Genomic DNA, 13592 nt, shown 5'->3' with positions numbered 1-13592 from the left:
GTAAAATGTAAAAAGTAAAATGTATTAATGAAAAGAAAGTAAAAAATTCATTTAATGATCTATATAGTAAACCCGAACCATATACTGTCAACTATCAACCAGCAACATTAAACATTAAACCCTCCCCCCCTATGGCTTACTTTTTGTTGATTGGAAGTAACTTTATTATTAAAAACATATTTAAATCAATTATTATGATGAAAAGCAAAATGTTCATGTTGGGAATGGGAGCAGTTTTATTCATTGCTTCATGTTCTAAAAAAGAAACGACTGAAACAACCGGTACAACCACAGATTCCGCAATAGCTGTTCAACCAGCTGCTACAGACAGTATCACAAAAGCTACTCCTACAGCACCTGGTGACACGTCTGAAAATGCACTGGACTGGGCCGGTACTTATGAAGCGACAGTTCCTTGTGCTGACTGTCCGGGAATCAAGACTTCTTTAACATTGAATAATGATAAAACCTTCAGCATTTCTGAAGAATATCTTGACAGAAATTCAAAGAACCAGGATAAAGGCTCTTTTGCATGGGATTCTACGGGAAGCATGATTACTTTAAAAGGTAAATCTGCCAATTATAAATATAAAGTGGGTGAAAATATGCTGATACAGTTAGATATGGAAGGAAAAGAAATTGATGGTCCCAACAAGGATCTCTATGTATTCAAGAAAAAATAAAAATAAAGGCTTCGGCCTTTATTTTTTTGCTTTTATATCTTCTAAAACTGATAGGCTTTAATTTTGGGGTCATCTACCAGACGTCTGATTACTTCTTCATGATGGGTATTTTTCCCTGTTAGCCGCCAGATAACAGTTAAACTTTCCGGTGAATACTGCTGTTTGATCATCAGGTATTTTAGGTGGTGTTCTTTAAAGATATCTTCACAATATTGAATATCCGCAGAAGCCGTAACAGCAATTTTATATTCCCTTACTTTATTATAATTATCAATGAAATTCTGCAGGTAAGTCAATACATTCAAAATAATTAATACCAAAGCAGTTCCCAACATTGCAATATAGACATATCCTGAACCTACCGCCATTCCAATAGAAGCCGTTGCCCAAATAGTGGTTGCTGTGGTAATTCCTTCAATTTTATTGTCTCCTTTGAAAATAACACCCGCCCCCAGAAATCCGATTCCGGTAATGATATTGGCTGCGAGACGATCCGGATTTTCAACGCCAATTTTTATGGAAAGAATAGTAAAGAGACAAGCACCGAAACAAACCAGTATAAAGGTTCTGAGACCCGCAGATTTATTACGGTATTCACGTTCAGCACCAATAAACAGCCCTAAAATAACAGAAATAAGAATGAGTAATAATTCATTTTTGACAGCGTAATGGTCCTGAAGAAAATTCATTTTTTATAATTTAAACACAGAATAAAATTACGATAAAAAATTTATCTTCGGGGTTATCAATGAACTTTGTTTAGGGCAAGAAGATTTTATTTGACTAAAAACTTTCGTAATATTACAGATTCAATGTAAAAGGCAAGTACAGGAGTTATGAAACCTACATTTTTTTCGACAAAAGAAGAATTCAGAGAATGGCTTGAGAAGCACCATGAAGATGCAAAAGAACTTTTAACAGGGTTCTACAAAACCGGAAGCGGAAAACCTTCGATGAGCTGGTCTGAATCTGTAGATCAGGCTTTGTGCTTTGGCTGGATAGACGGAGTGCGAAAATCAATAGATCACGAAAGTTATTCTATACGTTTTACTCCGAGAAAGTCTTCCAGCATTTGGAGCAACATCAATATCAAGAAAGTTGAAGAGCTCACCAAAGCAGAACTGATGACTCCCGCAGGGCAAAAAGCATTTGATCTCAGAAAAGAGAACAAATCCGGAATTTATTCCCATGAAAAAGTAGAAGTTGCTCTTGATCCTGTTTATCAGAAACAGTTTACAGATGATCAGGCTGCATGGGATTTTTTTGAAAGCCAGGCTCCTTCCTATAAAAAGGTTATCATACATTGGATTATGAGTGCCAAACAGGAAAAGACAAGACTTTCACGGCTTGAAAAAGCTATTGATACAAGTAAACAATCAAAAAGATTAGAATAAAAAGATTATTATGGATAAAGAAATTTCACACTTCTGGTTAGGATATTTCAAGAATGAAGAAGACTTTTATGCTTTTGTAGAAGAGGATGAAAATTATTATATAGAAGAGGAAACTGATGATCAGTACGTTTCAAAATTCGCGGAATCACAAAACATCAAATGGTTTGATGATGATTTTATAGAGTATGGTTTTGAAGATGAAAGGCTTAGTCTTTATGACAAGTTTGCAGAATATTCTTATGCCGACCAATGGCTTCCCATCCTGGAAAACAAACTGAATGAGCTAATTCTGGATACTCCCGTGAATGCTATTATTTTTGCGACAAGATTTGTAATTCCGAATCCGGTTTCTGTAGAGAATGATGATTTTTCACTGCATTATGTGGGGGAAATAGAATATGACATTTAGCCTTCAAATGAAAAGAGCTACAATAAAGGATTACGGGAATCTGCTGAAGGTTTTTGTAATCCTTTTAGATTATGGTGTGATCAGAAAAGAGAAGGTCATTAGCTGGGCTGATTCCATATTGGCATCTGAGAATGAATCTGAATATGTATTCATTGAGCTTTCCACTTGTGCAAATACACACGATATCATACAGGTCTTAAAAAAGAATACTCTTGATTCAGATTCAGAGATCACATCCAGAGCTGTATTAGGAATTTTATATCATCTGTTAGATGAAAATAAAGTAGTTTTAAAAAATATCTTTGAAACCGCCACTCATATTTCTTACGAAGAACAGCTTACCGATGAAGAGCAATTTCTTCTTTACCGTTTTGATGAATATATTGACCTTTTTGAAAACGGAGTCTTTGAGAAATTAAATCTTTTTAAAACTAATTTTGAGGAATTACTAGGTATATACAAAGATTTCAAACTTGATAATCCTCATCAATGGGTAACGATTAATGAGAAGATAAAACAGGATCTGCAAATAAAACTTGAAGCTTTCAAAAATGGTTATCATTACTAAAAAACAGCTTATTGAAAAGTTCAGGTGAAAAAGGAGAGATATTTATTTGAAAATGTTTCTCCAGATCATGTTACCAGTAATACCTAGATTCTGTAGGAAAAAAATAAAGGTATCCTAATTCTAAATAAAAATAAAACTTCTGCCCAAAAGACAGAAGTTTTTTATTTAAAGTATGATTTACAGTATTGATTAATGCGCTTCCAGCCAGTTGTCTCCTACTCCAATTTCTACCAACAAAGGAACCTGCGTTTTTAAAGCATTTTCCATTTCAGTTTTAATCAGTTTTGAAGCGGCTTCAATCTCATCTGTTGGAGATTCAAATATCAATTCATCATGTACCTGAAGCAGCATTTTTGTTTTTAGCTGTTGTTCTTCAAGTTCCCTGTCAATTTTAATCATGGCAAGCTTTACAACATCTGCGGCACTTCCCTGAACCGGTGCATTTACAGCATTTCTTTCTGCATGTCCTCTTACCACGAAATTGTTGGAATTGATATCTTTCAAATGACGTTTTCTTCCTAATATGGTTTCTACAAAACCAAGCTGACGTGCTTTATTCACCTGCTCAGCCATGTATTCCTTCAGTTTTGGATAGGTTTCAAAATATGCTTCGATCATCTGCTTGGCTTCTGTACGGGATAATCCGGTCTGTTCTGCCAAAGCAAAAGCTCCCTGTCCGTAGATAATACCGAAGTTTACAGTCTTTGCCTGGCTTCTCTGGGTCTTGGAAACTTCTTCCAAAGGAATTTTAAAGAGTTTTGCTGCTGTGGAAGCGTGAATATCTTCTCCATCCTGGAATGCTTTGATCATATTATCTTCTCCCGAGATTTCAGCAATTAAACGAAGTTCAATCTGTGAATAATCGGCAGAAATAATTTTCTTTCCTTCTCCTGAAACAAAGGCCCCACGAATCTGCTGTCCTCTTAAAGTTCGGATCGGGATATTTTGTAAGTTCGGATTTACACTCGCCAGACGGCCTGTAGCGGCTGTAGTCTGTGAGAAATTGGTATGTACCCTGTTATCTTCCTTATCTATCTGTGATGGCAGAGCATCCACATAAGTTGATTTTAATTTCTGATAGGTTCTGTATTCCAGAATATGCTTGATGATCTCATGTTTTGAACTTAATTTCTGAAGAACATCTTCTGAGGTTGCATATTGTCCCGTCTTTGTTTTTTTGGCTTTCGGATCCAGCTGCATTTTTTCAAACAGGATTTCTCCCAGCTGTTTTGGTGAATTCATATTGAATTCTTCTCCGGAAAGTTCAAAAATTGTGGTTTCTAATTGCTTCAGGTCATTTTCAAGGTCTACACTTTCCTGTGCCAGCCATTTTTCATCCAGAGAAATACCTGCCAGTTCCATTTTTGCAAGAACTTCCATCAGAGGCATTTCAATATTGTAAAAAAGCTCTTCCAGATTTTCTTTTTTCAACTGTGGTGCAAAAAGCTCGTATAACTGGAAAGTAATGTCTGCATCTTCTGCTGCATAATCGGTCTGTGTTCTCAGATCTGCATCTCTGAAGCTTCCCTGTTTCTTACCCTTTTTCCCAATAATGGTTTCTATGGATACGGGTTTATAGTTCAAGTATACCTCTGAAAGGTAATCCATACCGTGTCTTCCGTCCGGATTCAACAGGTAATGGGCTATCATAGTATCAAACATTGCTCCTTTAACGGTAATGTCGTATTGTTTTAAAACTTTATAATCATATTTCAGATTATGAGCAATTTTCAGCAGGTCTTTTTTTTCAAAAAACGGTCTGAAAATCTCTAATGTCTGCAGCACTTCAGCTCTGTCTTCAGAAAGCGGAATATAATAGGCAAGTCCTTTTTTATAAGAGAAACTCATTCCCACCAATTCTGCCTCCAGTTCGTTTAATGAAGTGGTTTCCGTATCAAAGCAAACAACCTTTTGCTGTAAAAGATTATCGACCAGTTTTTTCTGTGCTTTTGGATTATCAATAAACTGATAGAGATGATCATTCTGCTCAATGGTAGATTTTGTAGAAGTAGCCTGTTCCAGCTCTTCAAAATTGGCAAAAAGATCAAGCTGCATTACCTGTCCTTTGATTTCTGTACCTGCCGGAGTCTGCTTTACTTCTACCTCGCTCACCACCACTGTTTCTGTCGGAGCAGGAGCAAAAGCTCTGTAAAGATTTTCGTAAAGTCTCCTGAATTCTATTTCATCAAAGACTTCTTTTACTTTTTCAAAATCCGGAGTTTCCAGATCATATTGTTCCTGATGAAATTCTACAGGGGCATCACAGATAATAGTTGCTAATTTTTTAGATAAAATACCACGCTCTGCAGAAGCTTCCACTTTCTCCTTCAGCTTTCCTTTCAGCTTATCGGTATTGGCTAATAAAGTTTCGATATTTCCAAATTCTTTCAGAAACTTCATCGCCGTTTTTTCTCCTACACCTTCCAGCCCGGGAATATTATCTACTGCATCACCCATCATAGCAAGGAAATCAATTACCTGCTTAGGATCTTCAATTTCGTATTTTGCTTTTACTTCTTCTACTCCGAGAATTTCAATATCTCCCCCTTTTAAGCCTGGTTTATAAATTTTAATATTATCTGTAACCAGCTGTGCAAAATCCTTATCCGGTGTTACCATGAAAGTGGTATACCCTTCCTTTTCTGCTTTGCACGCAATAGTACCTATTACATCATCCGCCTCATATCCTTCTACTCCCAGGCGGGGAATATGCATGGCTTCAAGAATTCTGTGGATGTATGGAACAGCAATTTTAATCGCTTCAGGAGTTTCGCTTCTGTTGGCTTTGTAATCTGAATAGTCATCAGTTCTTACACTCGCCTGTCCTACGTCAAAAACTACTGCCAGGTGGGTAGGTTTTTCCCTTCTGATCAATTCGATCAAAGAATTGGTAAAACCAAAGATCGCAGAAGTATCCAGTCCTTTACTGGTGAGTCTTGGATTCCTGATTAATGCGTAATATCCTCTGAAAATCATCGCATAGGCATCGATGAGAAACAGCCTTTTATCTTGTGTTGCGTCCATATTTTGAATAATGAACAAATATAAGAAAATAGGAGTAAAAGTTGGTAGTTTGAGGAAGGGTTTCGGGGATGGAGATTCGGGGTTCAAGGTGGAAGTGCATGAAAACACAAAAACAGTATACCAACGGTATACTGTTCTTTTTTTCTTTACATTGTATTGGATTATTTACCTGTAGAAGGCCATAGTCCTGCGTACTGAGAAGTACCGTAGTCAATAGTTTCAGCGCTGACTACGAAGCTGATCAGCATACTGTTGCTGTCTACTGCGTCGAAATCTACTTCGTGCTGGATTACATATCCGTTCTCCCATTTCAAAGTAATTAGTGTTCCTTCTTCGTGAGATTTGTTGAAAGTGATTTCTCCTACTGTTGGCTTGTATTTACCGTTTAACAAGCTTTCAAGGATGTCTGACTTTTCAGTAGCTTCTACCGTAACCTTGATTAATGCGTTAGAAGGATCTGATGCTACACGTCCTGATACGTCTGTAGATCTTGATACACTGTAGTTCATTTTTAACAGTTTCTGTCCTTCACCGTTGTTGAATTTTAAGATTCCTCTTGAATTTCTTTCTGCCATGATTGTAAATTTTAGTCGTTAGTAATAAATTGTTATTCAATAATTATATAACAAAGATAGCTCCCCTGGTTTTGAAAAAAAAGTATTTGAACAGAAATATGAAAAAGTGTAGTAATTATACGATTTGGTGTCGTAGTTCTACGATTTCATGTCGTAATTCTACGACAAAAGATTTAAAACAAAACATAAAACACTATAAATAAACACATTAAACATCATCAAAAAATAAGAAAAACTCATTAATTATCCCACCAATAAGAGAAATAAATTGTTGAAAAGGTAATTTTACAGGAATTAAAACCGTCTGTTTATTCACTATAAACATGTACAGGTTGAGACTATAAACCTTTATTATTTCTTGCATTTTCATAAACGTCTTGATCTTATATAAAAAAACAGAACAGTATACCCGGATGGGTGTACTGTTCTGTACCAATTTTATTTTTACTAAGATGATGAATAGGCTTAATTACTACCTGTAGAAGGCCATAGTCCAGCATACTGTGAAGTGCCGTAGTCAATGGTTTCAGCACTGATTACGAAGCTGATCAGCATACTGTTGCTGTCGATTGCATCGAAGTCTACTTCGTGCTGAATTACATATCCGTTCTCCCAGTTCAAAGTAATCAATGTTCCTTCTTCGTGAGATTTGTTGAATGTAATTTCTCCTTTTGTAGGCTTGTATTTACCGTTTAACAAGCTTTCAAGGATGTCAGATTTTTCAGTAGCTTCTACTGTTACTTTGATCAATGCGTTAGAAGGATCTGATGCTACACGTCCTGATACGTCTGTAGATCTGGATACACTGTAATTCATTTTTAACAGCTTCTGTCCTTCTCCTCCGTTGAATTTTAAGATTCCTCTTGAATTTCTTTCTGCCATGATTGTAAATTTTGATCGTTAATATTTTGTGATTCGGTGATTGTTTAGCAAAGATAGAGGCTCTTTATTGCTAAAAAAAACTTTTCAATATAAATCTGATAAATTGTAGTAGTTCTACGATTTCTTGTCGTAATTCTACGACAATGGATTTAACAAATCAATTCAAAATACCACCAATAAAGGGTTTCAACTTATTGAAAAACAACGATAAAAAATAAAATTTTCCACCTGAGTGAGAAATATTAAGATTCTTTTAGTATAAAATTGGCCTTTTTTTAACAGATCAATTTTTAATAAAAAAAGCAATCAGTTAAAAAACCGATTGCTATTTTATTCGTTGTATCTGAAATTATCTACTGTTGAGTACTTGCTCCTTCTTTGATGGAGCGCACCAGTATTTTATTTTTTCTTAGCAGAAAATCCGGCATCAGGTCAACCGGCAGATAGAAAGGGCTTTCTCCTTTTTTCTGAAGCTCTTCTACGATACCTGGATTCCAGGTGAGGATTTTATCCATATCCACTTTAAGTTCATCAGCGACAACTTTCAGATTGAATCCGGCATTGATTTCTGTTTCTGAAAGCGCAGCAGCCATCACTCTTCTGTTTCCGTCTTCAAAGAAAACTTTGTTGATCCTTGAAGAATTATAGTTGCTTAAAACACTCTGAAGCTCTCCGGTAGCATAACATGCATTGAGGTATTTCTTCACATGATTAATGGTTTCTCCGGGAAGGTATTTAGAGAATTCGTGATATTGAGAGGAGCCTGCAGCTTCCATCGCTTTGGCAATATTTCCTTCACCGCAGTTATAGGCAGCTACAACGGTTACCCAGTTGTTATATTTTTTATAAAGGTTTGCTAATGAGATGACCGCTGTTTTCGTACTTTTATAAACATCAGTACGATTTTGTTCCGTAAGTCCGTATTGGTTGGCATGTGCAGTCATCAGCTGCCATATTCCCACGGCTCCGGCTCCGGAAGTAATATTTCTGTCGAAATGGGATTCTATCAGGGCTAGGTTTCTCAGATGCTTGGGAAGTCCTTTCTGAAGGAGTAACTGTTCAATAAATTCTACAAGATCTTTATTGGCATTAATGATGCCCTTATATCTTCTCACACTGCTTTCTGAGGTATCTGAAGCAGCAAGAAACTGCCCGTTTACACTGATAACAGTTCCCAATAATAGTAAGCCTGTAAAAATATTTCTGACAATGGTTTTCATTTTTTTTGTATTTATAAGCAAAAAGGCAAATGTATTTTTTTGCCCTTTCGCTTCCTAATTAATCTACTTTCCAGCTTGGCTTTTCTTCCTCTTTATTCCAATCTACATGAATGGCCTGGCCGGATTTTACTTCTTCTCTGACAATCATTTTAGAGATCGGTCTGGCAAGTTGTGCACGGATTACTCCTGAGATCTGTCTTGCTCCATACTTGCTGCTGAATCCGCCTAATGCAAGGTTTCTTACTGCATCATCACTGATTTTTAAAGTGATTCCCAGTCTTGTCAATGAGGTATGAAGTGATTTCAGCTGAATATTGAAGATTCTTTCTGCAATAGATTCTGTGATTGGTGCAAAAGGAATGATCTCTGTGATTCTTGCTAAAAACTCAGGTCTGAATCGTCCTGAATTTGACATAATCTGCATCAGTGAAGATGATTCAGGAACTTTTCCTTCTTCAAACTGTTTTACAATTTCTTCACTTCCGATATTGGAGGTAAACAGGATCAATGCATTGCTGAAATCTCCTTCTTTACCTAATTTATCGTGAACTTTTCCTTCATCCATAATCTGAAGGAACACATCAAAAACTGAGTGGTGGGCTTTTTCAATTTCGTCAAATAAAACAACGGTATAGGGCTGTTGTCTGATTTTATTGACAAGCATACCTCCTTCTTCGTATCCTACATATCCCGGAGGCGCTCCGTATAATAAGGCTGCGGAATGTTCTTCTTTAAATTCAGACATATCAAAACGCACCATTGCTTTTTCATCATTGAAAAGTAACTCTGCCATTGATTTTGCCAGCTCTGTTTTACCTGTTCCTGTAGGTCCCAGAAGGAAGAATGACCCGATTGGCTGACCTGGTTTATTCAATCCGCTTCGGTTTTCCACAATAGCATCGGAAAGGATTTTTAATGCATGATCCTGTCCTACTACTCTGTTTAGCAGAAGAGATTCCATATTCAGAAGCTTTTCTTTTTCCTGAGCCTGGATCTTTCCGATTGGAATATTGGTTTTCGCAGCCATTACAGCGGCAAGTTCAAGTCTGTCTACTTTTTCTCTTTTCTTCGCAGCATGCTGCAGAAGTTCGGCATAAGTGTCTTCAATAATCTTTTGAATCTGATCTACCGGCATAGAGTTGTCAATGGCAGGCTGCTCACTCAGCGACCCCCAAAGAATCGGGCTTATTTTATCCCTCAGGAGATTATAAGTCCAGATCAGCTCGTCTGCTTTGTCTTTGCTGTCTGTATATTCTTCTTCTAAAATAGCATCATAGCTTTCTTTCCAGCTGCTCAATTCTTTTTCTGACAATTCATCAAGCATTTTGATGGCTGCCATTGTTCTGTCTAATAAATCAATAGCGGCATCGGGTAATTTTTTACCTTTTGCATATCTTTTAGCGAGACGTACACATTCCGGAATCGCAGTTTTTTCGACTTCAATACCATGATGTTTTTTGTAGCCTTCAAGAAGAACATCAATCATTTTCACGCAAGTCTTTTCATCCGGCTCATGCACGGTTAAAACCTCGAAACGACGGTTAAAAGCCTGTTCCGGCTCTATAATTTTTCTGTATTCTTCCTGGGTAGTAGCTCCAATTACGGTAATTTCACCTCTGGCAAGCTCAGGTTTCAAAAGGTTGGCAACGTTTCCGATGCTTCCTTTCGGGTCTAAAAGGGTATGAATCTCATCAATGAAAAGAATGGCTTTTTCAATTTTCTTACATTCATTGATTACTTTTTTCAGACGGTCTTCAATTTCACCTTTATAAGAAGTTCCGGCTAGCAATGCTCCGGTGTCCAGTTCCAAAAGGGTACCGTTTTTAAGCATTTCAGGAACATTTCCTTTGATAATTTCAGTAGCAAATCCTTCTACCAATGCAGTTTTTCCTACTCCTGGTTCCCCGATGATGATCACGTTTGGTTTGCTTCTGCGGCAAAGAATTTCTACCAGCATTCTGAGTTCTTTATCTCTGCCGATGATATTTTCAATTTCTCCTTTTCTTGCCTGTGCGGTTCTGTCTACACAATAGCTTTTAATGGAAGGAAAAGAAGAGTCTGAATAGTCTGAACCGTTTGAAAATAATGATGAGAAATCACCATCTTCTGAAACGGTAAACGGTGTATCTTTTCTGTATAGATTGAATATCTCATGTTCTCTCAACGGAAGTGATTTCAGCTGCTGAAGTGAGAATACAACCTGTGGTTTTACAATTGCTGTCAGAATACAGATAGGGGTAATCTCATCCAATCCCAATTTTAAACGGATATCATCAGCTTCTTCAATAAGAGTATCTATGGCATCATCCTGACCCACTTCATCGGGAAGATGATTTGTTTTAGGGTATTCTTCAATACGGACGTCTGCCCATTCATAAAAATAGCCGGGATCTTTATCTATACTTTTCAGAAATTCATTAAGTCCGATATCTTTATGCATTAAAGCCTGCAGAATATGCGGGCCTCCATAGGTTCCATTATAATTTTCCTTCGCTATCGACTGAGCAATGTGAAATAGTTGCTTTACGGTTTCGTTGGTTACTAGTACTCCCATTTATAATTTTCTTATATTAATATATTTGCTGTTGTCTGTACTTCAGATTTGATGGTATTTGATCTACATTTTTCATCCCTGTCTCAAAGAGATTCAAAAGTCATTTTTGTGTAGCTAAAATTAATTATTTTATTCTAAACGAGATAAAGATAGTTAATTCTTCAATTAGAGATGTAACAATGGTGTTTTTTTGTTTTTCAATATAATTCTGATGGTGAAGTTTTGTGATAAATTACTCACCTAAGCCCTCTTTTTTCTCTTATATATTCAAAAAGTATAATAAAATCAAACTGAACCATTGAAGTCCGATGTAGATATAGAATAACATGGCCGAAGGTTCTGCTAGCTCATACAGTTTTTCAATCAGAGTAGTTTTTATAATTTCAGAAAAATCTGCATTATCATCTCCCAGATTCAATTCGTCGAACTTTATTTTATTTAAAGCATACCCTAAAATACGTTTGAGTATTTTGTTTTCTGAACTATTTTTGAATTCATTCAGAAGTTTTACTTTGGCTATTGCAAAATCAGCACTTGTACGGATAACGGTTGGCTGTTTGGCTTTAAAAATTCCAATCACCTTATCAATAAACGGGATTACAATTGTTTTGGAATGATCCTGAAGCAGCTTGCTGATCACTACAGACATCGCATATTTTGAGGCAAAGACAATGGTTAAAAATGGAGCCATAATAATCAGCAGATAAAAAATACTTGCTGAAACAGGTTTAGCCTTAATTGTCGTTATCAAAAATGCAATAGCTCCTGTATGCCCTATTGATAGGCCTAAACGATCAGATAAAATATAAATTCCCAATACCAGGGTAATGATAGTAGAAATAAGCCCTATTGCATAAATTTTAAATATACTGAGGATGAATGCTGCGGATAGCTTGGAGAAATATTTCAGGTGATCCGTGATTTTATTCATTGATGTTGAAGGTTATTTAGTTTTATGAGATGCTTTTATGAAAAGCTGTTTTTATATTGATTATTTAATAGTTAGAGTTGTTGAAGATATATATATTTACAGAAATCTAATAATAAAGCACTTGTACTTCCGATGTGTTTTTTTGGGTATTATTAATTTCTTTCTGGGTTATTCTTCCATTATTATCCAGTGTAAACTTGATTTTTTCACCGTTGGTAAGTTCTTTATTTATTTCTGTTTTACCATTTTTAAAGTGATTGGAAAAATTGTAAGTATTGATTTCTGTAGTAATTGCCTCTGGTTCGTATTTATAGTTTTTTTCAATTCCTGACAGCGGTGTTTCAGATTCTTCTTTAAATTTTTTCCAGCCTAATGCTTTCTGTTGCTCAACAGTTATTGGAGTCCATTTTTTATCTATAAGAACCGAAGCATTTACAATCGTATATTCATACTTTTTCTCTTCGGCAATCTGATCTTTAGCATACTTATAGGTTGTTTTCGTAAAATGATTTACCCATTTTTTAGCATCAGATTTATCTGGAGCACCATTGTATTCAACAACACTCATAAGTTCATTACCCGCCGGGTCATACTGAAATTCAACAATATGATTTTCATTTTCGGTATACTTCCTTGCGATTTGCCCTTTATTATTGTATTGATAAAGTAAAGTATAAACTTCATCTTTTACTACTTTGCCGTTAGGTGCTATTTCTTTTTCTTTTATGTTTTCTTTTAGAATATGATCATTTTTATCATAAGTAAATTCTCTTTCTGACTGTATATCTTTGGTATCTTTCTTTTGAGAAATAAGCCTTCCGTTTTCATCATATGTATTCTCTAACAGGATTTTGTCTACTATTTTATCTTCAGCTATCCTCAGTAGCTGCCCATATTTATTGTAGTGATATAAATATTTGTTTTTAGCATCCGGGAGATTTTTTTCGATACTTTTAATAAGTCCAAGTTCATTAAATTCTATGAGTGTAAAAAAATCACCTCCTGCGGTTCCACTTCTTCCAATAGGATATTTATAAAAGGTAGAATACTTTCTGGGAGAAAAATATTTGAGATGGCTAATCTGCAGCAGGTCATCCGTATTCAGAAATTTTGAATTTTGTATATCAAAAACTTGCGATTTCAGATCAACCTTCGCGTATATTTCATGCTGTTTGCCAGCTGTGTAAAACAATACAACATCTCCATTCTTTTCATAAGCAATTTTCTGATTTGGGTACAGCTCTTTAATATTAAACTTCTCAACCTCTTTATTATATTCCTGCATATTTTGACTATTTGAATGACAACTTATTACTATGCCAATAAAAACTAACATCTTAAAGATGATTGAC

At 35.8% G+C, this 13592-nt stretch carries 12 protein-coding genes; 4 read left to right on the top strand and 8 right to left on the bottom strand.

The window, feature by feature from the left end:
- The first annotated feature begins 194 nt into the window (after positions 1-194).
- The gene (locus DYR29_RS20415) at positions 195-683 is read left to right on the top strand and encodes a copper resistance protein NlpE (RefSeq protein ID WP_249413549.1); all 489 of its coding nucleotides are present in this window, start codon (positions 195-197) and stop codon (positions 681-683) included.
- A gap of 41 nt (positions 684-724) precedes the next feature.
- On the opposite strand, the gene DYR29_RS20410 is transcribed toward DYR29_RS20415, so the two are convergent.
- A complete protein-coding gene (locus DYR29_RS20410) occupies positions 725-1372 on the bottom strand; it encodes an MgtC/SapB family protein (RefSeq protein WP_213278292.1) in 648 nt (215 codons plus the stop codon).
- Positions 1373-1519: 147 nt separating this feature from the next.
- Between DYR29_RS20410 and DYR29_RS20405 the strand changes: the two genes are divergently transcribed.
- The 3 genes from DYR29_RS20405 to DYR29_RS20395 are packed head-to-tail and all read left to right on the top strand — an operon-like array spanning position 1520 to position 3054.
- A complete protein-coding gene (locus tag DYR29_RS20405; protein WP_213278291.1) occupies positions 1520-2077 on the top strand; it encodes a YdeI/OmpD-associated family protein in 558 nt (185 codons plus the stop codon).
- 10 nt (positions 2078-2087) lie between these two features.
- Positions 2088-2486 carry an immunity 22 family protein gene (locus DYR29_RS20400; RefSeq protein WP_213278290.1) on the top strand — a complete coding sequence of 133 codons (399 nt, stop codon included), beginning with the start codon at positions 2088-2090 and terminating at the stop codon, positions 2484-2486.
- Between the two features lie 7 nt (positions 2487-2493).
- Positions 2494-3054, top strand: coding sequence for a hypothetical protein (locus DYR29_RS20395; RefSeq protein ID WP_213278289.1), 561 nt, complete (start codon positions 2494-2496; stop codon positions 3052-3054).
- A 189-nt stretch (positions 3055-3243) separates the two neighbouring features.
- Here the strand turns inward: DYR29_RS20395 and polA are convergent, their stop codons facing one another.
- From polA to DYR29_RS20360, 7 genes are all read right to left on the bottom strand, one after another.
- Positions 3244-6078, bottom strand: a complete 2835-nt coding sequence (polA, locus tag DYR29_RS20390) for a DNA polymerase I (RefSeq protein WP_213278288.1) — start codon at positions 6076-6078, stop codon at positions 3244-3246.
- A 161-nt stretch (positions 6079-6239) separates the two neighbouring features.
- Positions 6240-6653 (bottom strand): type VI secretion system tube protein TssD, encoded by a 414-nt coding sequence (gene tssD, locus DYR29_RS20385; protein ID WP_213278287.1) that lies wholly within the window; start codon positions 6651-6653, stop codon positions 6240-6242.
- A gap of 465 nt (positions 6654-7118) precedes the next feature.
- Positions 7119-7535, bottom strand: coding sequence for a type VI secretion system tube protein TssD (gene tssD, locus DYR29_RS20380; protein ID WP_047424455.1), 417 nt, complete (start codon positions 7533-7535; stop codon positions 7119-7121).
- A 353-nt stretch (positions 7536-7888) separates the two neighbouring features.
- Complete coding sequence (locus DYR29_RS20375; protein ID WP_213278286.1) at positions 7889-8755, bottom strand: lytic transglycosylase domain-containing protein; 867 nt, start codon at positions 8753-8755, stop codon at positions 7889-7891.
- A gap of 58 nt (positions 8756-8813) precedes the next feature.
- A complete protein-coding gene (locus DYR29_RS20370) occupies positions 8814-11309 on the bottom strand; it encodes an ATP-dependent Clp protease ATP-binding subunit (RefSeq protein WP_213278285.1) in 2496 nt (831 codons plus the stop codon).
- 259 nt (positions 11310-11568) lie between these two features.
- Positions 11569-12240, bottom strand: a complete 672-nt coding sequence (locus DYR29_RS20365; RefSeq protein WP_213278284.1) for a hypothetical protein — start codon at positions 12238-12240, stop codon at positions 11569-11571.
- A 106-nt stretch (positions 12241-12346) separates the two neighbouring features.
- Complete coding sequence (locus DYR29_RS20360) at positions 12347-13525, bottom strand: hypothetical protein (RefSeq protein WP_213278283.1); 1179 nt, start codon at positions 13523-13525, stop codon at positions 12347-12349.
- Between the last annotated feature and the right edge of the window lie 67 nt (positions 13526-13592).

This window comes from Chryseobacterium indologenes (assembly GCF_018362995.1).
GTDB lineage: Bacteria > Bacteroidota > Bacteroidia > Flavobacteriales > Weeksellaceae > Chryseobacterium > Chryseobacterium indologenes_G.
The sequence above is the reverse complement of the archived record's forward strand: the minus strand, read 5'-3'. Positions and strand labels throughout refer to the sequence as shown.

Bases quoted from the DNA above. Each gene is read 5' to 3' on its own strand.
- DYR29_RS20415 (WP_249413549.1), top strand. From the start codon at position 195: ATGATGAAAAGCAAAATGTTCATGTTGGGAATGGGAGCAGTTTTATTC.
- DYR29_RS20410 (WP_213278292.1), bottom strand. From the start codon at position 1,372: ATGAATTTTCTTCAGGACCATTACGCTGTCAAAAATGAATTATTACTC.
- DYR29_RS20405 (WP_213278291.1), top strand. From the start codon at position 1,520: ATGAAACCTACATTTTTTTCGACAAAAGAAGAATTCAGAGAATGGCTT.
- DYR29_RS20400 (WP_213278290.1), top strand. From the start codon at position 2,088: ATGGATAAAGAAATTTCACACTTCTGGTTAGGATATTTCAAGAATGAA.
- DYR29_RS20395 (WP_213278289.1), top strand. From the start codon at position 2,494: ATGAAAAGAGCTACAATAAAGGATTACGGGAATCTGCTGAAGGTTTTT.
- polA (WP_213278288.1), bottom strand. From the start codon at position 6,078: ATGGACGCAACACAAGATAAAAGGCTGTTTCTCATCGATGCCTATGCG.
- tssD (WP_213278287.1), bottom strand. From the start codon at position 6,653: ATGGCAGAAAGAAATTCAAGAGGAATCTTAAAATTCAACAACGGTGAA.
- tssD (WP_047424455.1), bottom strand. From the start codon at position 7,535: ATGGCAGAAAGAAATTCAAGAGGAATCTTAAAATTCAACGGAGGAGAA.
- DYR29_RS20375 (WP_213278286.1), bottom strand. From the start codon at position 8,755: ATGAAAACCATTGTCAGAAATATTTTTACAGGCTTACTATTATTGGGA.
- DYR29_RS20370 (WP_213278285.1), bottom strand. From the start codon at position 11,309: ATGGGAGTACTAGTAACCAACGAAACCGTAAAGCAACTATTTCACATT.
- DYR29_RS20365 (WP_213278284.1), bottom strand. From the start codon at position 12,240: ATGAATAAAATCACGGATCACCTGAAATATTTCTCCAAGCTATCCGCA.
- DYR29_RS20360 (WP_213278283.1), bottom strand. From the start codon at position 13,525: ATGCAGGAATATAATAAAGAGGTTGAGAAGTTTAATATTAAAGAGCTG.